Origin of the sequence: Pseudarthrobacter sp. NKDBFgelt (assembly GCF_046097905.1) — a bacterium.
In the GTDB taxonomy this organism is placed as follows: domain Bacteria; phylum Actinomycetota; class Actinomycetes; order Actinomycetales; family Micrococcaceae; genus Arthrobacter; species Arthrobacter polychromogenes.
Genome location: NZ_JBJURL010000083.1, coordinates 1 through 18655 on the forward strand (window position 1 = coordinate 1; position 18655 = coordinate 18655).

General features: G+C 67.0%; 12 protein-coding genes. 3 read left to right on the forward strand and 9 right to left on the reverse strand.

Annotation, left to right across the window (positions count from 1 at the left end; all coding sequences use genetic code 11):
* The 9 genes from ACKAE7_RS17665 to ACKAE7_RS17705 form a co-directional block, all read right to left on the reverse strand.
* Window positions 1-1019 (reverse strand): RDD family protein (locus ACKAE7_RS17665; protein WP_408979891.1); only part of this gene is annotated, 1019 nt, incomplete at its 3' end.
* Window positions 1016-3649, reverse strand: coding sequence for a transglutaminase domain-containing protein (locus tag ACKAE7_RS17670; protein ID WP_408979892.1), 2634 nt, complete (start codon window positions 3647-3649; stop codon window positions 1016-1018). The genes ACKAE7_RS17670 and ACKAE7_RS17665, both read right to left, overlap by 4 nt.
* Window positions 3646-4977 carry a DUF58 domain-containing protein gene (locus ACKAE7_RS17675; RefSeq protein ID WP_408979893.1) on the reverse strand — a complete coding sequence of 444 codons (1332 nt, stop codon included), beginning with the start codon at window positions 4975-4977 and terminating at the stop codon, window positions 3646-3648. Before ACKAE7_RS17675 ends, ACKAE7_RS17670 begins: the two co-directional genes overlap by 4 nt.
* Window positions 4978-5021: 44 nt before the next feature.
* Window positions 5022-5993, reverse strand: coding sequence for a MoxR family ATPase (locus tag ACKAE7_RS17680; RefSeq protein ID WP_188809275.1), 972 nt, complete (start codon window positions 5991-5993; stop codon window positions 5022-5024).
* 87 nt (window positions 5994-6080) lie between these two features.
* Window positions 6081-12194 carry an Ig-like domain-containing protein gene (locus ACKAE7_RS17685; RefSeq protein WP_408979894.1) on the reverse strand — a complete coding sequence of 2038 codons (6114 nt, stop codon included), beginning with the start codon at window positions 12192-12194 and terminating at the stop codon, window positions 6081-6083.
* A 318-nt stretch (window positions 12195-12512) separates the two neighbouring features.
* The gene (locus ACKAE7_RS17690) at window positions 12513-13637 is read right to left on the reverse strand and encodes an adenylate/guanylate cyclase domain-containing protein (RefSeq protein WP_191034248.1); all 1125 of its coding nucleotides are present in this window, start codon (window positions 13635-13637) and stop codon (window positions 12513-12515) included.
* Window positions 13627-14226: a PH domain-containing protein gene (locus ACKAE7_RS17695; protein ID WP_408979895.1), complete on the reverse strand. Its 600-nt coding sequence runs from the start codon at window positions 14224-14226 to the stop codon at window positions 13627-13629. Before ACKAE7_RS17695 ends, ACKAE7_RS17690 begins: the two co-directional genes overlap by 11 nt.
* Window positions 14219-15127 carry a biotin--[acetyl-CoA-carboxylase] ligase gene (locus tag ACKAE7_RS17700; RefSeq protein WP_188809271.1) on the reverse strand — a complete coding sequence of 303 codons (909 nt, stop codon included), beginning with the start codon at window positions 15125-15127 and terminating at the stop codon, window positions 14219-14221. Before ACKAE7_RS17700 ends, ACKAE7_RS17695 begins: the two co-directional genes overlap by 8 nt.
* A gap of 75 nt (window positions 15128-15202) precedes the next feature.
* Window positions 15203-16090, reverse strand: a complete 888-nt coding sequence (locus ACKAE7_RS17705) for an NAD(P)-dependent oxidoreductase (RefSeq protein ID WP_191034250.1) — start codon at window positions 16088-16090, stop codon at window positions 15203-15205.
* A 220-nt stretch (window positions 16091-16310) separates the two neighbouring features.
* Between ACKAE7_RS17705 and ACKAE7_RS17710 the strand changes: the two genes are divergently transcribed.
* The 3 genes from ACKAE7_RS17710 to ACKAE7_RS17720 form a co-directional block, all read left to right on the forward strand.
* A complete protein-coding gene (locus ACKAE7_RS17710) occupies window positions 16311-17894 on the forward strand; it encodes an acyl-CoA carboxylase subunit beta (protein ID WP_066274540.1) in 1584 nt (527 codons plus the stop codon).
* Window positions 17891-18127, forward strand: a complete 237-nt coding sequence (locus ACKAE7_RS17715; RefSeq protein ID WP_188809269.1) for an acyl-CoA carboxylase subunit epsilon — start codon at window positions 17891-17893, stop codon at window positions 18125-18127. Before ACKAE7_RS17710 ends, ACKAE7_RS17715 begins: the two co-directional genes overlap by 4 nt.
* 69 nt (window positions 18128-18196) lie before the next feature.
* Window positions 18197-18655 (forward strand): DUF885 family protein (locus ACKAE7_RS17720; protein ID WP_408979896.1); only part of this gene is annotated, 459 nt, incomplete at its 3' end.

Here is an 18655-nt window from a genome sequence, read left to right on the forward strand (position 1 = left end):
GGCGCGGACGCCGCCACGGGGCCTGGCTGCGCCGGGGCTGCCTGGGCTCCTGCCACCGGGGAGAGCACCTGCTGGACCGGGGGAAGGTCCAGCGGCGCGAAGCTGTAAGGCCCCTGGATGCCGCCGGTGGTGATGGGGTTCCGGCCGGCCTTCACATCGAAAACCAGGGCCTTGGCTGCTTCGTCGTGCCAGCCGCGCAGGCCGCTGTTCTTGTCCCAGTGGTTGGACACCACCACCAGCACGGCCCAGGCAGCGCCCGCAAATACCAGCGGCGAAAGGATGAACAGGGCGGGCTCAAACCACCGGAAGACCACCACCAGGACGGCCGCCAGCAGCGCCAGGATGATCCCGGCACCGGTGATAAGTCCGCGGAGGAACACAGTGCCGGCACCCGGGGCATAGCCGTCGTTGTCCGCGCTGCGGATACCCATGAGCAGGTTCCCGGGGGTCTTGCCCGTCCTGGCTTCGATCCCCATGACCGTGAAGAGGTACACAGCTGTCAGCGCCAGGCCGATGCCGCCGGACAGCACCAGCGACGCCGTGTCATAGGTGATGAACTGGCCGCTGCGGCTACGCGTGATTCCGGCAAAGCCGATGGCGAACGTCACCACCAGGACGGCCAGCGGCGGCAGCCAGTCAATGACGGCAGCGCCAAGCCGCTTGCCGGCCGTAGCCGGGGCAAGCTGAAGGTTCACTCCCATTCCCGTTCCTCCCCCTGGGACGGCCCCCGACTGCGCGGTGAAACCGCCGGCGCTCCCCCGCCCGGTGCCTGCGTTGAGTGGATCCGCGGCCTGGGCAGCCGGGGATCTTTGTACTACCGGGATAGTACCGGGAATACCCGTTCCGTGGGCAGCCGGAGCCGCGGGCAGCGGTTCACTGCCCGCGGTGCCGCCGGGCTGCAGGGAGCGGATGCTGCGCGCCGCCCGGTTGGGCAGGGGCGCTCCGCAGGACGTGCAGAAGGCCGCACCCGCGCGAATGGACTGCCGGCAGCGGGGGCAGGCCTGAAGGTCTGCCGTCACGGTGCTGCAGGTCCCTGCTGAGGAGGTTCCGGCGTCGTGCGGTCCTGCTCCGCAGTCCCGTGCTGCGCATTCCCCTGCGGCGCATTTCGCTGCGGCGAAGTCCCACTCTGACCTGTGGCCGCCAGCCCCGTACGACGGCGGGACGCCGGGTTGAGTGCCTTGAGGGACGGAAGTGCCAGCGGGCCCCGCAGGGCAAGGGCGTTGCGCGCATCGGCCAGGAGCGATCGCGGCGAGAACCTCGCCTGCTGCCGGCGCCAGAAGCCGGCTGTCGAGGTCATCTCCTGCAGCGAGCTGTCCACGATGGTCCAGTACTCGCGCACCTCGTCCTCACTCGGCTGGCCGGCCCCGAAGATTGACGCGTCCGCCCGCCTTGCCAGCAGTGTGGTGGTGCTGCCCGCGGCGGGGAACGCTTCGGCCAGGACTGCCGCGCTTTCGCGGCGGGTGGCCCGGGAGTCAACGGCGGCGCCCATGTCGGTGGCCAGGCTGACCACCTCGCTCCAGCCGCCGCCGACCCGCTGCGCAGGGTGGCCTTCGCTAAACCGCGACTTCCGCCGCCGGGATTTCAGCAGGGCAATCAGCAGCAGCGGCAGCGCAAGGACGGCCAGCGGGATCAGGGCGATGCCCAGGGCGCCCAGCAGGGCGCCCCAAAAGAGCCAGGGGTTGTTCTTCTTCTCATCCGCATCCAGCGCGTCGGGTGACGAGTCCGGGGGGAGGTCCGCCGGCTCCTGCGGCGGGGGCGGCGGCTGCAGCACCTGGGGTTTGGGCTTGGACTTGTTTTCCGGGTCCGGCGGGATGGGGATGTTGTCCTTGGGCGGCGTGGGATCGAAGCTCACCCAGCCCACCCGTTCAAACGCCACTTCAACCCACGCGTGGACGTCCTTGCCGGTGATCCTGACCTCGCCCGCACCGTTCTCGGGGCTGGTGGGCTCCGGGTAGAAGCCCATCACCACGCGGGACGGGATGCCGAGGTGTCGCAGCATCAGGGACATGGCCACGGCGTACTGCTCGTCGTCGCCGAGCATCTGCTTGGCCGTGAGGAGGTTCCTGATCCGGGCGGATCCGTGGCCGGAGACGCTGGGAAGCTGGCCTTCGCTGACCAGACCGTTGCTGAAGGCCCCGGTCTTCTGGAAATGGGCCTCAATCTGGCGCACCCGGTCAATGGGCGTGGGCGCATCGGAGGAAAGGTCGTTGGCCTGTGATCCCACCACCGGCGGCACTTCCACGGCGTCGGGAAGGGACAGCTTTGCGAAGTCGTACTGCGCCAGCTGCCCGTGTTCCAGTTTCACGGGGTCCGATACCTGCACCCGGTAGGAGTCGCCGCGGGACAGCCCGTTGGTGGTGACGGCGGTGTCGGTGCCGGAGTTGAAGTACAGGCCGGACGCCGCGGATGAGGCGGAGTCGTCGAAGCTCAGCCCGGTGGTCTTGCGGCCGCCGGGGACGAAGAAGCCCTGGTAGTCCTCAACGGTGATGTTGATGGCGTAATCGTTGGTGGGAACGGCGCCCGAGGTATCGGCGAGGGTGTTGATCGATTCGGTGTCCCCCACCTTGCTGAAGTTGCCCGAACCATTCGGGTCCATTGTGTAGTTGGTGCCGTTGAAGGCATCCAGTGCCCCCAGCCGCACGCGGCCGTCGCGGGGCAGGCCCTGGACCACGAACAGGGTGTCGTCCTTCTTGTCCTTGACGAAGGTCCGGAAGCTGGCGAGGGGTGTGATGTAGTCCTTGGGATCGAATGGCGGGACCACGACGTTCCGGAGGACCTTCCGGTCGTTGCCCGCCGTGACCAGGGGTGCGGCGAGCGCGGTGACGGCCACGCTGACGGCGATGACGCCTGCCGCCATTCCCAGCCGGCGGAGCCTGGCACGCCGCGCGGTGGCGGTATCCGTCTGCGGGTTGTTGACGGAGACCTTCCGGGTGGAGTTCTTCCGGAGCGCGTCCCTGCGGAAGGTGGCCCAGGCGATGCCCAGCACGGTGAGGCCGATGCCGCGTTCCACGGTGAGGAAGGCGGCATTGGTGCTGAAGGCGATGCCGGTGACGAACAGGACCAGCACCGGCAGGAGCGGGAAGTAGGGGCTTCGAAGCCGCCAGGTCAGGATGGCGGCCACCAGCGCGGTGATCATGGAGCTCAGGAACGGAACGATCAGTACACCGCCCGCGGTACCCACGGGGACGCCGACCGTCAGCATGTCCTTCCAGGCGAACACGATCCCCAGCAGGAGGGTGCGGAGCGAGTCCAGGGTGGGGACGAATCCGGCGATCGCGGAGTCTGGAACTGCCAGCAGGGTACCGAAGACCAGGTAGGCGCCCAGGGCCAGTGCCGTGGTGATGAGCAGCCCCAGGCGCAGGTGCGCGTTCAGGGCGCCCAGGGCCAGCCCCAGGAAAATTCCGCCGAAGCCGGACAGCAGGTAGTAGGGGTCGCCGCCAAAGCTGAGCCCGAACCCGAGCAGGCCCAGCCCCAGCAGCACCGTCAGTGCGCCGGCGTCGAGCACAAAGTGCCAGAACGGCTGCCCGTTGGCAAAGGCGGAGTCCGCATGGTCCCGGGGGGCGGTGCGGATGGTGCGCGGCTGCGCGGCGCGGGTTTGTTTGGTGCGGGGGCGCGTGCTGCGCGGACGCATGTTTTCTGTGGAGCTCATGCTGCTGCCTTTCTCAGCACAATGGCCAGGTCAGTCAGGTCTCCGAGCGTCAGCACGGTGAGGTCTGCGATGTTTGCCCGCGTGGGCGAGGCGCCGGCCTCGACCCGGACGGCGAGGCTGCGGACACCCGGCGGCACGGAGGCTGCGGCGGAACGCAGCTGCGTGGCGGTCACGTTGCTGCCCACCACAAAAAACACCACGGAGGCGTTGGGGACGGTGTCCGCCAGGGTCCTGGCGAGGTCGACGGCGGTCCGGCGCATGGGAGCGCCGACGATCCGGGTCATGTCGTCCAGCAGGTTCCGCCCGGTTTCGCAGCGCAGCGGGCCTTTCTGGGTGAGGACGTCCAGCTCTCGCTGCTCACGGATGGCCTGCCTGCCGATGGATGCGGCGGCGGAGATCGCCATCTCGAACTCGGTTTCCGACGCGTATTCGTCGGTGTTGATGGACAGTGAGATGGCCAGGTGGGCGCGGCGGGTTTCCTCGAACTGGCGCACCATGAGTTTGTTGGTCCGTGCCGTTGTTTTCCAGTGGATGTGCCGCCTGTCATCCCCCGGCACGTAGTCGCGCAGCGCGTGGAAGGATACGTCCGCGCTGGAGAGGTCCGTGGTGGGCATGCCTTCGAGGTCCCGGATGAATCCAGCAGCCGATCCGGCAAGTGCCACTGTGCGCGGGTGGACGAACAGGTCCTCGGGTTCGGTCCAGAGGACCTGGCGGCGCAAAAGGTGCAGCGGGTCTGCCCGGACTGACCTGACGGGGCCGACGACGATCACGGCACGGCGCGCGGTGGGAATGGTGAAGAGGTCCTCGTGGACCTGCTGCGGCTTCATCCGCGGCAGGTGGAACACGGCGGTGGCGCTGCCCACCGGCAATTCCAGGGCTGCGGGCAGCAGCGGCCGGGCAGAGGTGTTGGACACCGCGATGCTGCCAACGGCGCTGTCCCCCACCGCCACACGGGTCCGGGCCAAGTCAAGGACCACGCCATAGGACGAGCGGCCCAGGACGAACCCCACCGCAATCACGAACATGACGAACGCGGCGATGGCCGCGGCCTTCGCCTCCTGCCAGCCGAACGCCTGCCCTGTTGCCCAGAGCAGGATGGCGGCAGCGAGGACTGACCAGCCCAGGACGCTGACCACTGACAGCACGGGCCAGGCGTACGTCAGCCAGGCTCCACGGATGGCACGCCAGGCGGGGGCCGATGCCATGGCTGCGGTGTTCCTGGCCTCGGCCCAGACGGCTGAGGGGTGCAGGGCGCCGGGACTGCCGTTCCTGGCGAAGGGTTGCTTCAGACGCTCCGTGAGCCGGGTCAACGGGGTGCCGCTGGACATATGTGTGCCTTCGTTGTTGCGTGGAAAGTGGTGGGGCCGGGGCGTCAGGCGTTGGTGCGCTGCTGGGGAGCTGCAATGTCTGCCAGGATCCGCGTCAGCACTGCCTCGGCGGTTGCTCCGGAGAACTCCGCTTCCGGGTCCATGACAAAGCGGTGGGTCCACACCACGGGAGCCAGTTCCTTGATGTCGTCCGGGAGGACGAAGTTGCGGCCCTGCCCGGCTGCCCAGACCTTGGCCGCCCGGACCATAGCCAGGGCGCCGCGCACCGAGACGCCCAGCCGGGTTTCAGGGGCGTTGCGGGTCTCCTCGCAGAGCCTGGAGATGTACTCCAGCACGGCGGTGTCCACGTGCACGGTGGCTGCCAGGTCTGCCATGTCTGCCACGGCCTGGGTGGTGATGACGGCGGAGAGTTCCTGGGACCGGTCCTTGAGGTTGGAGCCACCCAGCAGCCGGACCGTGGAGGCGTGGTCCGGATAGCCGATGGAGGTTTTGATCAGGAAGCGGTCCAGCTGCGCCTCGGGCAGGCGGTAGGTACCGGCCTGCTCGATGGGGTTCTGCGTGGCCATGACCATGAACGGCCGTCCGGCTTCGTAGGTGACGCCGTCCACCGTGACCCGGGATTCCTCCATGACTTCCAGCAGGGCCGACTGGGTCTTCGGCGAGGCACGGTTGATTTCGTCCGCGAGGACGATGTTGTTGAAGATCGGGCCCTTGTGGAACTCGAACTTCTGCGTCTTCTGGTCGTAGATGGTCACGCCGGTGACGTCCGAAGGGAGCAGGTCGGGGGTGAACTGGATGCGGTTGTTGGAGCCCTGCACGGTGGCGGCCAGGGCCCTGGCCAGCGAGGTCTTGCCGGTGCCGGGGGCGTCCTCGAACAGCACGTGTCCTTCGGCCAGCATGGCCGTGAAGGTGAGCCGGATGACGTGTTCCTTGCCCAGCACGGCCTGTCCCACGTTGGCAACGAGCTTCTCGAAGGTGTCTGCAAACCAGGCGGCCTGCTCGGGGGTCATGGTCATGGTGTGGCTTCTTCCTTCTCAGTTCTGTGTCTCTTGGACGGGCTGCCGGATCCACCGCTCCTGGCGGTGGACCCCGACGAGGTCTATCTACTTGCGGGGCATTCTGTCCGGCGGGTTACAGCCGAGCGAGACGGTGTCGCACCGGGCATAGTTGCCGGCCGCTTCCCCCGTGGAGAGGTGGTACCAGATTCCGCTGGGGTTGTTCGAAGTCTTGTACCAGACCACGTAGAAATCTGCCTGGGCAACCCGTCCCGAATTGAACCAGATGCCGGGGCTGATGCATTGGTCGGGGTTCGTGTTCCTGTAGCTATCCGTACCGTACCGCGGCTCCGTGCATGTCCGGACGGGAGCGGTGACACTCCAGGAACTGGGCGGCGGCGGTGTCGGGTCGGCACCGGACCTGGACGTCACAGGTCCGCCAATTGCACCGTTGACGGCTGTCACGGCACGCACGCGAAGCTGGCGGGGCTGGTCCCAGCCGCCCGCGGACCGGTCGTACTTCGTGGCCTTGCCTACGTTGATCCAGCCGCCTCCCTCGTAGCTGACCTCGTAATGGCTCAGGGGCCGGCCGTTAGTGTTGGGGTTGTTCCAGGTCCAGTGGACGTCGCCGTCGCCCTTGGCGGACGTGCCGCCGTCGATATTGGGCGCGTTCGCAGGTCCGTAGGGGTTGCCGGCGCCAATCGCCTGTGCATCACCCGAGATGTTGTTCCTGGTGGACGTGGCAATGATGTTGATGGTGATGTTCTGTCCGTTGGGCAGGCCGTTGATGTTGCCGCCAGGCGCGTTGATCGGCCCGGACTGCCCGGTTGATGCGCGGTAGGAGTAGGCAATCTCACTGGCGGTGGAGCCGTTGCGCTGGGCCTCGGTGAGCGGCGTGAACGTGACCTGGAGCTGACCGCTGTTCCCGGTGTCGGCGACGGTACCGCCGCTGACCTGCCCGGGCTTCCCGGAAGCCCGAATGGCGGCCGACTGGGCACTCGTACCGCTGGTGCCCGCCTTGTTCGTGGCGGACACGGTAAAGGTGTAGTTCGTTTCCGAGTTGTCCACGGTCACGTTCTGCGATGTACCGGTGACCTGCTGGCTGGCCACCACGGCACCGCCCTGGAGGGTGGTCAGGGTGTAGGCCGAGATGGCGTCGCCGTTGTTGTTCGGCGCCGTCCAGCTCACCTTCAGCTGGCTTTGCGAACCCACGGAACCCGCCTGCGCCGCAGATGGTGCAGCAGGGGTGGCAGGGACGCCGGCAGGCACTTCGGCCGCCGAGTACGGGCTCCATTCGGACGGTTCCTTTGCATCATTGCGCGCCAGGACCCGGACCTTGTAGGAGACGCCGTTCTGCAGTCCCTTCCAGACATAACTGACCGCTGTCAGGTTCTGGATCTGGGCGTTCTGCCCGGCGGGAGGGGGTGAAATCTCCAGGTCATAGGACTTCACCGGCGAGCCCTTGCTTGCAGGGGCGGACCAGTTGATGGACAGTTCCTTGTCGCCGAACTTCATCGCCGGCGCCAGCGGGGTGTCGGGCTTCACGTCAGGACGCACCTCGGCGGAGGCCGGTGACCGGTCCGACTCGCCAAACTCGTTGGTGGCCGAGACCTGGAAGTAGTACTTGGTGTTGTTGACCAGCCCGTTGAGCGTACAGGTGTTGGCCGGGCAGTCCTGCTGGAATCCGCCTTCGCCGTACACGGTGTACTTGGTGATGGGCGAGCCGCGGTCCGCGGGCGCCGTCCAGTTCAGGAGCGCCGTCTGGTCCCCTACGCTCTGCGCCTGCGGGGTGGTGGGCGCCTGGGGCTTGTCCTTGACGGTGAGGCGGACGCGGGCTGTTGCCTGGCGGGAGGGATCCTCCGTTTTGTCCGCCACGGTGTAGGACACCACCATGGTGCCGGTGAAGCCCGGCGCAGGCGTGACGGTGATGGAATCGCCATTGACGTCCACGTTGCCGCTGCCGGTTTCCGCAGCGGCCGCAATGATCTTCAGCGCGGTTTCCGGGAATGGGTTGGCGTCGTTGGCCAGCACATTGACCGTCACGGGCTTGCCCGCGGCAACGTTGTCCTGCACGTCGTCGTTGGCCACCGGCTTCGGCCGGTTGGAGGCGGTCACCTTCAGCTGGTACGTGGCGGTGGCTTCGAGCCCGCGGGGATCCTTCGCCTTGACCTGGACGGCCGAGGTGGTTCCTGAGCCGCTTGAGTCGGCCGCGGAGACCTTGAGGGTCCTGCCGTCGATGCTGGCGTTGAACCCGGCAGGCGCTCCGCCCACCAGTTCGTACTTCATCTTTTCGACGTCGTCCGCGTCCGGGTCCGAGGTCAGCTTGCCCAGGTCGGTGCTGGCGGAGTCGCCCTTGGGCACGTCAACGTTTGCGCCCAGCAGCTCCGGCGGATTGTTCTTGTTGGGGTCGGGCAGGACCTTGGTGCGGATGCTGAGGGTGGACTTGAGGCCTTCGGGGTCGTCCGGGCCGGTCCCGTCCGTGACCTCAAAGGTGAGCGAGCCGGGACCCACGTAGTCGGTTCCTGCCGTGTACTTCAGGCCCGTGCCGTCGCCGATGACGGGGTTGCCGCCGTCGGCGCCGATGAGCTTGATGCGGTCGGTCTGGGTGAGCCGCGGCGAGCGGCCTTCACGCACCTTGACCCAGTCGTCGAGGTCAACGTCCACGGGCTGGCCGGCGACGACCTCGATGACTTCGTCCTTGGCCAGGGTGGGCACCTGCTGGCCAAGGCCCGGCACCCAGATCACCGCCGTCGACTGCTGGCCGTCAACATCCTCCACGTTGTACGGGATGAGCTGCGGCTGCTCGGTGAGGTCGACAATCATGGTGCCGTCTGCGCCCGGCCGGGCGGTGGTGGCCTCGGTGCTGACCTTGAGGTTTTCCCCGACGCCGTCGGGGTCCTCGTCGTTCTTCAGGACGGGGACATCCACGGCGGTCTTCCCCATGGTCTGGGCGGAGGTGACCCGGTCATCACGGGCGACGGGCGCCTTGAGGGGCACCTCGTTGTCCACCACCACGCGGATGGTGGCCTGTGCGGTGGCGTCCCGGTCGTCGGCGATGGTGTAGCGGACGTTGACGGTCCCGGCCTCTTCCGGCGCCAGCAGGATAATCCGGCCGCTGGTTTTGCTCACCGTGGCCTGCAGCGCTGCGTCGGCTTCGATGCCATCGCTGAGGATGCGGATGAGGTCGCCGTCGGGGTCGGTGTCGTTGCCGGTGGCGTCGACGGCGATCTGGCGGCCCGGGCGGACCCTCACCTCATCATCCACGGGAGTGGGTTTCTGGTTGACCTCCCCGCGCGGCGCAATGCCCACGGTGACGGTGCCAGTGTTCACGGCGCCCTGCCGGTCCACCACCTTATAGCGGAACGTATCGGTTCCGGCGCCGTCACCGGCAGCCGTGAAGTCGATGAAGTTGCTGCCCACGGAAGCCGTTCCCATCGACGGCGTACTGTCGATGCCGGTCAGCTGGACCGAATCGCCGTCCGGATCGATGCCGTCCAGCGGGACGGGAATGCGCACCGTGCCGGCGGCCACCACACGGGCGGTCAGGTTGCGCGGCTGCGGGCGCGAGTTTTCGGCACCTTCCAGCGGAAGGATGTGGATGGTCACCGCGGCGGCGCTCTTCTGGCCCTGAGGGTCCACGGCGTTATAGATGGCGCGGACCGTCTTGGGCTGCGGGCCGGCTATGAACCTCAGGGTGTTCTCTGAGACGAAGCTCTTTCCGTCCACGGGATCCACGCCCTGCGGCAGGACAGGATCCACCGTGAGTTCCTGGCCCTGCGGGTGGGTGTCGTTCTCGAGGACGGGGATGGTGACGACGTCGTTGACACGGACGTTGACCTCGTCCGGTTTGGGCTGGGGTGCTTCCACGACGGCGGGCGCCGGCACGGGGACCACGGAGACGCTGCCCGTGGCCGATTTCTTCCCGTTGGACATGGTGTATTCGAAGAGGATCGGGTCCTTGGTGCCCAGGATGTCGGTGATGCGCAGGACACCATGGTTGATCACGCTGACGGACGCGGTCGAGTTTTCGGGCAGTTTAACGGACTGCAGCACCAGGACACCGCCGGAGGGGTCGGAGTCATTGGCCAGCGGGTCCAGCAGCACGCTGCCGCCGGTTGGCATGAGCGCCACGTCATGGACGGCGACGGGGTCACCGGCCTCGTCCCCGGATTCCACGTCAACGCGGATGAGCCCCTGGCTGCTTTGCGGGCCGTTGCTGGCGATGTACGTCAGGTAGACCGGGCCGGGGGTGGTGCTGCGGAACGTGAAGGTGCCGCCGTCGGTCACGGGACCCAGCTCGGCGGGGCCGTTGGCCTCCACCTGTGCCAAACGGAGGGCTCCGCCGTTGGGGTCCACGTCGTTCTTCAGCGGAGAGATGACAAGGTCCTGGCCCACCACGGCAGTGACGTGGTCGGCGTTGACCACCGGTGCCAGGGCTCCCGGCGGCTGGACGTTGACCACGACTTTCCCGGTGACGGTGTCCCGGCCGTCCCAGATGGTGACTTCCACGGTCTTCTTGCCGGCAGTCGCGCCGGAGTCCTGGAAGGTGAGCAGGCCGTCACGGCGGACCTTCACCTGGTCCTGGTCGTTGTCCGCCTTGGCGTCGAGGAGCACCAGATCGTCGCCGTCGGGATCGATCCAGTCCGTGAGGATGTTCTGGCTGACTGTCTTGCCCTGTTCCACCAGCATGGTGGTGGTGTTGTCGCCGCGCTTGAACTGCGGAGGTTTGTTCTCGTCGGGCCCAACCACGCTGAGCGTGACCTGCCCGCCGGCGGAGAGGCCTCGGCCGTCGGAGGCGCTGTAGCTGAACGTTTCGGTGCCGGGTTTCGCGTCGGCGGGAACGGAGATCTGGAAGGCGGTGCCGCCGTAGATATTTTGGAGGCTTCCGGCCTGGGGTCCGGAGTCCCCTACGGCTGCGGTGAGCACGTCGCCATCGGGGTCCGAATCGTTGTCCAGGACGCTGAGGATGGTGGTGCGGCCGGGGCGCACGCCGACGGCGTCGGGCTTGGTTTCCGGCGGACGGTTGGGTTTGGTGCGGTCCGGGAGGACGTTGATGGTGTTGTTGTCTGCGGACTCCTGGTCCTGCTCGTCGGACTCGTTCTTGGGCGGGACGACGTCGTCCCAGTTGTTGACCAGTTGCATGTTCTGGTTGACCAGCCATACGTTGCCGGAGTTCACGTCGTTCAGGACCACCAGGTCACGGTTCACCCGGAACACGTACGACGGCGATGCGCTCGCCTTGGGCACGTCCACGTTCTTATCGTCACCATCGTTTACGCAGTCCCGAACATACTTGTTCGCCCCCGACCACGCCGCATGCACACACCCGCCCAACTGGACGGGGGCAGCCGGCACACCCTCGCCGTCGAACGTCACGGTCTTCGCCGTGGACCCGTCCAGCGGCTGCTTCAGCAGCGCCTTGGGCGTTGAAACCGCGACGAAATCACTGTCCGGCCCGCCCTGCTGCAACTTCGCATCCCGCGCGTTCTCCACCTGCAGCCGCTTTCCCCCAGGCAGGAACAACCTCCCCGCCGCCGCATCGAGAAGCACCGGTTTGTCCCCTACCACCGTGATCTGGAGGTCCCCTGCACCTTTAAGATCAGCCCAGGTCTCCGACTCCGAGGACGTTACTTCCCCGTTTGCGTCAACACCGGTGACCGTCACCCCGCCGGATTTGGGATCCGCCGAATAGATCCGGTCATCCTCCCCCACCGCCGAGACAATGCCCTCCGAGCCCACCATGACGGGCTCGGATGCTTCCTCGTCAAAACCGTTAACCGTGGACGGAGAAACCGCCCACACCTTGCCCGACGCCGCGTCCGTCACCGAGATCACCTCGGACCCGAAACTCACATCCGCGGACCCAGGCAGCTGCTTGTCCCCGCCCAGCCGCATGTTCGCCGGCGACACCTGGTTCAACGTTGACCCGGTCTCGTCATCAACGAACACATCCCCCGCGTCCTGCAGGATGTCGAACGTCGTGGACGCCGGCGTCACCGCCCCGTCAAGGACCCGGGAGGGATAATTCAACCGGCCCACTGCGTTCTTGGACTTGGACACCACCCACACGCCGCCGTCGTTCAATTCCACCTCGGTGGTTTTGAACCCCGGATACAGAATTGCCCCCGTCACCACAACAGCAACAGCGGCACTGAAAGCAGTGCCCGTCACCATTTTTTTGTGGCGCCGATTCAGTCCAAGTTTCCCCAGCAGACTTGTCACAGCTTGATATCCCCTGAAATTACCGCTGCCGCAGGCAGCTGCCCGGCCGGGACTCGCCCGGACCTTGATGTTGTGCTGCTCCTGGCAGGAAGCAGCTGAGACCTGACAAAAATAAGGACACCCGGCCACGCTTGGCGCCGAGTGCCGGCAAGGTAACTTGCCCGGTGGCAAGCATACCCACGGCCGCATGTGGCCGCGATGGGGAGCCCTGCCCACGGCAGGGCTCCGTCCTTTGCCGCCGCACCGACTATATCGTGATTGACCAACAACTGGAGAAACTATTTTGGGCTGGTCATTCCACCTGAGGAATCAGGCGTCCTAGTCCAGCACAAGCCCCTTGCCAAGCCCGCGCCCCAAACGCACCGGGCGGATCTCGCCGAAGCCGCGGACGTTTTCGGGCGGCTGTGGCTCCAGCACGAAGCGTTCGTCATGCTCCAGGGCCGAGGCCGTCATCGAGTCCACCAGCACAGTCCCGGGGTCGGCCAGGGTGGTAAGCCGGGCCGCCAGGTTCACCGTGGGACCGTAGATGTCCCCAAGCCTGGACAGGATCCTTCCCCACACCATGGCCACCCGCGCTTCGGGAAGGATTTCGTCCTCCGTGAAGGCCTGGGCCAGGGCGAGGGAGATCTCAGCGCCGGCAGCGGGGGTTTCTGCGATGTACAGGACTTCGTCCCCCACTGTTTTCACCAGCCTGCCGCCGCCTACGGAGATGATTTCGGCGCACTTGTTCTCGAAGCGCTGGACCAGCCGGGCGAGGGTTTTTTCGTTCATGCGCCGGGACAGGCTGGTGTAGGAGACCAGGTCCGCGAAGCCGACGGCGCGTGCCAGCGGCAGCGGCGCGTCGTCCTCGTCGCCTTCCCGGCCTTCCTCGCTGGCCTGGAGCCCGGCCTCGGCCCGGACGGCGAGCCGCTGCACTCCGGCGTTGAGCTGGCGCCGCCAGGAGTACACCAGTACTTCTTCGAGGGCGTCCACCAGCGCGGGCAGTTCGTTGACGAGCCGCTTGCGCGCCACGGCGTCCGTGACCCCTTGCTCGTGGACCATGTCCTCCACCAGGGCTTCGATCTGCCACACCACCATCCGGTCCGTCATCTGCCCGATGGAGCGGGTGACGGAGATCGCGGCCTCCTCCGTCAGCTTGCCGGAGCGCACCAGGTCCACCACGGTGGACAGGGCGGCCTGGTCACGCTCGGTGAAGGCGACGTCCTCGTCGCCGAAGTTGGGAAAGCCCAGGGCGCGCCACAGCTTGCGGGCGGACAGCAGGGACAGCCCTGCGCCGGCGGCGACTTCACGACGGCGGAGCTTGCGTTCTCCGCCGAGCAGCCGGGCTTCCAGCGCTTTCATGGCAAGCCGTTCAGCTGACATGGTGCCCGTGGCGGGGTGGGCGTCCGTCGCGGGCGGTGGCGTGATGGAGTCCACGCGTTCCTGCTGGTCCTCATCGTTCATCCCGTCCACCTTCTCTCACTTCCCATGGCAATGCTCCGGCAGGGTAATCCAACGCCCCGCCGGACTGGCCGTCGCGTTCGTCGGGCAGTTCCTCGAGGGCGTCAAGGATGAAATCCCGGAACCTGGCAACCTCCGGCACATCCCGGAAAGTCACTACGCCCTGGTACCCGGTTTCCAAGGATATATTCCCCGAGCGCAACAGGCGCTGAAGTACCGACTCGTGGACAGTCAGGTGGCGCACCGATGCAAGGTTTACTTGCTGGTCCTGCCGCCGCACCAGGCCGGACCTGGAAATGAGCCTCCGGCTGGTGAGCGTATACCGGGTGCCCTGCCACCGCAGCAGCCGGGGCAGGCAGTAACCCAGCCAGACGCCGGCCGCGGCCAGGATGCATCCGGCCACCAGCGCCGGCGTCCACCGCGCCTCGAGGCCGGGGATGACCCTCGCTGCTTCCCCGCGGACCACCCATGCGGCAGCAAAGGCGGCAAGTGCCGGTGAGAGTATGAAGGCTCCGGCTGCCCCCGCCAGCTTCCTCGGCTGCGGGCGGGTGGTGACAATCACCTGCTCGCCCGGGACGAGGTCTTTACGCATATCCGCCCTGGCCGGACGCATCCGGGGAGGTCCACGGACGCAGGTGCACCACATCGCCGGCGGTCACCACGTGCTCGCGGGACTCACGGTCAACCACCAGCAGTGAGCCGTACTCGTCGAGCCGGGATGCGTGGCCAATGATCTCGTGGTCGCCGGGGAGCTGCGCCCGCACCTGTTTTCCCAGCGTCGTCATGACGGCCTCCACCCTCTTATGCAGCGACGGGCCGCCGGCCAGGCCCGCTGCGGGATCGCCGTCGGCATTGCAGAAGCTGCGGTAGAGCACGGCAAAGTGCGAGAGGTAGCTCTTCAGCAACTTGGTCCGGTCCGCGGTCCGCGGCGCCTCCAGGACCACGGACGTGGCGGTAGGCACGGGGAGTTCCTCTTCCCGGAGGGTGACGTTCAGGCCGGTTCCGAGGATGACGGGCGGCACCGAGCCGTCCACCATGGGACCCAGCTGGGCCAGGATTCCGGCAATTTTCTTTCCGCGCACCAGGACGTCGTTGGGCCATTTCAGCTCCGCGGGCAGGCCGGCAGTCTCCAGCAGGGTTTCGCGCAGCGCCAGCGCTCCGATAAGGGACAGCCAGGAATAGCTTTGGGTAGGGAGCGGCCTGCCTTCCGCGTTCGCGGGCCTCAGGACCACCGAAACGGAGACGGAACTCAGGGGCGGCGCCTCCCAGTGCCTGTCCAGGCGGCCCCGGGCCGCCGTCTGGTATTCCGCCGTCAGCACCGACATGTCCGGCCACGCCGAGGGCTCCACGGTCACCGACCGGAGCAGGTCCGCGTTGGTGGACCCGGTGGAGTCCACCACCTCGAGCCGTGCGATGCCGGTGGCGGACAGGAAATCCTGGTCCGCGAGCTCGCTCCGGTTCAGCGGCGTACCGGGGGCATGTGCGTCATCCATACCTAAACTGTACCGACCCGGCCCGGTCCCGGCTGCCCGCCGTCGGTGGACCTGCGGGACCCACGGGGGGCCGGGCTACAGGAAAATATCCGGCACCAGGCGGTCTTCCGGAGCCCCCAGGCTGTACGGCCGGAAATCAGTGACTCCAGCGGCCGTGAGCACTGCCTCGTCCGTGTAAAAATTTCCGCTGGGCCGGCTGCCGTTTTCCAGGTTGCTGCCGGTGAGCACGGCGTGGGCCGCGTCCGCCATGATCTCCGGGCCGCGCGCTGCCTGGGCAATGCTCTCCCCGTGGGGCATGTTCCTGATGGCCGCCGTATCAATCAGGGTGCACGGCCACAGCGAATTAACCCGGATGCCGTCCGCCTTCAGTTCCTCGGCGAGCCCAAGGGTTGTCAGGCTCATGCCGTACTTGGCCATGGTGTAGGCCAGGTGTTTTCCCGCCCACTGCGGATCGAGGTTCAGGGGAGGCGAGAGCGTGAGGATGTGCGCACTGTCCGATGACCGCAGCGCCGGCAGCGCCAGCTTGGACAGCAGGAACGTCCCGCGGACATTGATGTCCTGCATGAGGTCGTACTTTTTCATGTCCACGTCATCGGTGCGGGAGAGGTCGATGGCGGACGCGTTGTTGATGACGGCATCGACTCCGCCAAAGTTCTCCACCGCCGAGGAGACGGCGCGGGCCACATCGTCATCGTTGCGGACATCCCCCACCAGGGGAAGGGCCTGCCCGCCGGCGTCTTCGATCTCCCGGGCGGCGGTGTAGACGGTCCCGGCGAGTTTGGGATGCGGCTCTCCGGTCTTGGCCATCAGCACGATATTGGCGCCGTCCCGGGCTGCCCGGAGGGCAATTGCCAGGCCGATGCCGCGGCTTCCGCCGGAGAGCACGAGGGTCCGTCCGCGGAGGGAGCCGGCGGCCCGGTAGGGGCCTGCGGGGGCGTGCAAAGCGTCATTGCTCGAAGTCATGGCACCACTCTAACCCAGCTAAGTTACCGATGAGTAACATGACATTGCTGGTGACGGCGGCGCAGAAAATTGTAGGTTCCCTACAGCTGCGGCGGCCGGACGCGTCACTAGACTTGCCAGCAGGGTTCGTCTTTTGTGTGGAAGCTACTTAACCCCGCACAACAGCCGGCCAGTAACTCAGCACCACAGAATCAATCTGCTACAGAGCCGGAGACACTTGATGAGCCACGATCTGACAACGACAGCGGGAAAGATCGCCGATTTCCGCGACCGCCAGGCGCGTGCCGAACAGCCCTCCGGCCCCGAAGCCATCGAAAAGCAGCATGCGCGGGGCAAGAACACCGCCCGGGAGCGCATCGGCCTCCTGCTGGATGAAGACTCCTTCGTGGAGTTCGACGCCCTGGCCGTGCACCGCTCCACCGCGTTCGGCATGGAGAAGAAGAAGCCGCTGGGCGACGGCCTGGTTTCCGGCTACGGCACCGTGGACGGCCGCCTGGTGGCCGTCTACAGCCAGGACTTCTCCGTCTATGGCGGCTCGCTCAGCCAGGTCAACGGCGAAAAAATCGTCAAGGTGCAGGAGTTTGCGCTGCGCAACGGCTGCCCCGTCGTCGGCATTCTTGACGGCGGCGGAGCCCGCATCCAGGAAGGCGTGGCCTCCCTGGCGATGTTCGCGGACATCTTCCGCAACAACGTCCACGCCTCCGGCGTCGTCCCGCAGATCTCCCTGATCATGGGCCCCTCAGCGGGCGGGGCCGCCTACTCCCCCGCCCTCACCGACTACGTGGTGATGGTGGACAAGACCTCCCACATGTTCATCACCGGCCCGGACGTCATCAAGACGGTGACCGGCGAGGACGTTGACATGGAAACCCTCGGCGGCGCCCGGCAGCACAACGCCACCACAGGAACGTCCACCTACCTCGCCTCCGACGAAGGGGATGCCATCGAGTTCGTCCGCGAACTGCTGGACTTCCTGCCGTCCAACAACCTGTCCGAGGCGCCCGTCCTGGAGCACACCCAGGAACTGGAACTCGACGACGACGACCTCGCCCTGGACGCGCTCATCCCCGACTCCGCCAACCAGCCCTACGACATGCGCACGGTGGTTGAGCAGATCGTGGACGACGGACACTTCCTGGAAATGCAGGCCCTGTACGCGCCAAACGTCATGATCGGCTACGGCCGGGTGGAAGGCCACACGGTGGGCATCGTTGCCAACCAGCCCCTGCAGTTCGCCGGCACCCTGGACATCGCGGCGTCGGAAAAGGCGGCCCGGTTCGTCCGGCACTGCGACGCGTTCAACATTCCCATCATTACCCTGGTGGACGTCCCCGGCTTCCTGCCCGGCAAGGACCAGGAATTCCAGGGCATCATCCGCCGCGGCGCCAAGCTCCTGTACGCCTACGCCGAGGCCACCGTTCCCAAGCTCACCGTGATTACCCGCAAGGCCTACGGCGGCGCCTACATCGTGATGGGCTCCAAGAAGCTCGGCGCCGACCTGAACCTGGCCTGGCCCACCGCCCAGATCGGCGTCATGGGCGCCCAGGGCGCCGTCAACATCCTTTACCGGCGCGACCTCGCCGCAGTGGCGGAGGCCGGAGGCGACGTCGAGGCGCGGCGCGCCGAGGTGATCCGGCAGTACGAGGAGGAGCTCCTCAACCCCTACCAGGCGGCGGAACTCGGGTACGTTGACGCCGTCATCGCCCCCTCCGAAACCCGGCTGCAGATCATCAGGGGCCTGCGCGCCCTGCGCGACAAGCGCGCAAGCCTCCCCACCAAAAAGCATGGGAACATCCCGCTGTGAGCCCCACCGAGCCTGCTGACGACAGCAATGCACCCGCCGTGCCCCTGCTCTCTGTGGTGAAGGGGCAGCCGACAGCCGAGGAGCTGGCGGCGCTCACCGCCGTCGTGCTCTCCCTTGGCGGCGTCCAGCACACCGGGACGGACAAGCCGCCGGTCCGGCACTGGGTCCGCCGCCAGCGGCTGAGGCTGGATCCCACCCCGGGTCCCGGCGCGTGGAAGCGTAGCCGCGGCTAGAGGGGCTTGCCGCACGCTCCGGCGGCGTGGGCCTGTTCGGAAAAGCCGCAGCGCCGTTAGTCTCTGAGGGTGACTACAGACACCTCTCCTGCCGCCCGCCCGCATACCCGCATCGACGCCGTCGCAGATGACTACACCGACACCCTGATCAGGCTGAATCCGTCCTTCGCCACCACCCTCGGCGTTCCCGGGCACGAAACCGAATACCAGGACTTCTCCCCCGCCGGCATCGCCGAATTCGCCGAGACCGCACGCAAGGCGCTGACCGACCTCGAAGGCCTCGAGCCGGATGACGATGTTGACGCCGTCACACTCGACGCCATGCAGGAGCGGCTGGGCCTGCAGCTGCTGATCCACGCCTCGGGCTGGGATTACGCCGACCTGAACAACATCGCCTCCCCGGCCCAGGACATCCGCGCCATCTTCGACCTCATGCCGACGGAGACCGTGCAGGACTGGCAGCACATTGCCGGCCGCGCGTCCAACGTTCCCGCAGCCATCGCCGGCTACACCGAATCCCTGCGGCAG

What these genes read in the sequence shown, in the direction of transcription:
- ACKAE7_RS17695 (WP_408979895.1), bottom strand. Translation starts at nt 14,226, where the DNA reads ATGCGTAAAGACCTCGTCCCGGGCGAGCAGGTGATTGTCACCACCCGC.
- ACKAE7_RS17690 (WP_191034248.1), bottom strand. Translation starts at nt 13,637, where the DNA reads ATGAACGATGAGGACCAGCAGGAACGCGTGGACTCCATCACGCCACCG.
- ACKAE7_RS17710 (WP_066274540.1), top strand. Translation starts at nt 16,311, where the DNA reads ATGAGCCACGATCTGACAACGACAGCGGGAAAGATCGCCGATTTCCGC.
- ACKAE7_RS17705 (WP_191034250.1), bottom strand. Translation starts at nt 16,090, where the DNA reads ATGACTTCGAGCAATGACGCTTTGCACGCCCCCGCAGGCCCCTACCGG.
- ACKAE7_RS17700 (WP_188809271.1), bottom strand. Translation starts at nt 15,127, where the DNA reads ATGGATGACGCACATGCCCCCGGTACGCCGCTGAACCGGAGCGAGCTC.
- ACKAE7_RS17680 (WP_188809275.1), bottom strand. Translation starts at nt 5,993, where the DNA reads ATGACCATGACCCCCGAGCAGGCCGCCTGGTTTGCAGACACCTTCGAG.
- ACKAE7_RS17675 (WP_408979893.1), bottom strand. Translation starts at nt 4,977, where the DNA reads ATGTCCAGCGGCACCCCGTTGACCCGGCTCACGGAGCGTCTGAAGCAA.
- ACKAE7_RS17670 (WP_408979892.1), bottom strand. Translation starts at nt 3,649, where the DNA reads ATGAGCTCCACAGAAAACATGCGTCCGCGCAGCACGCGCCCCCGCACC.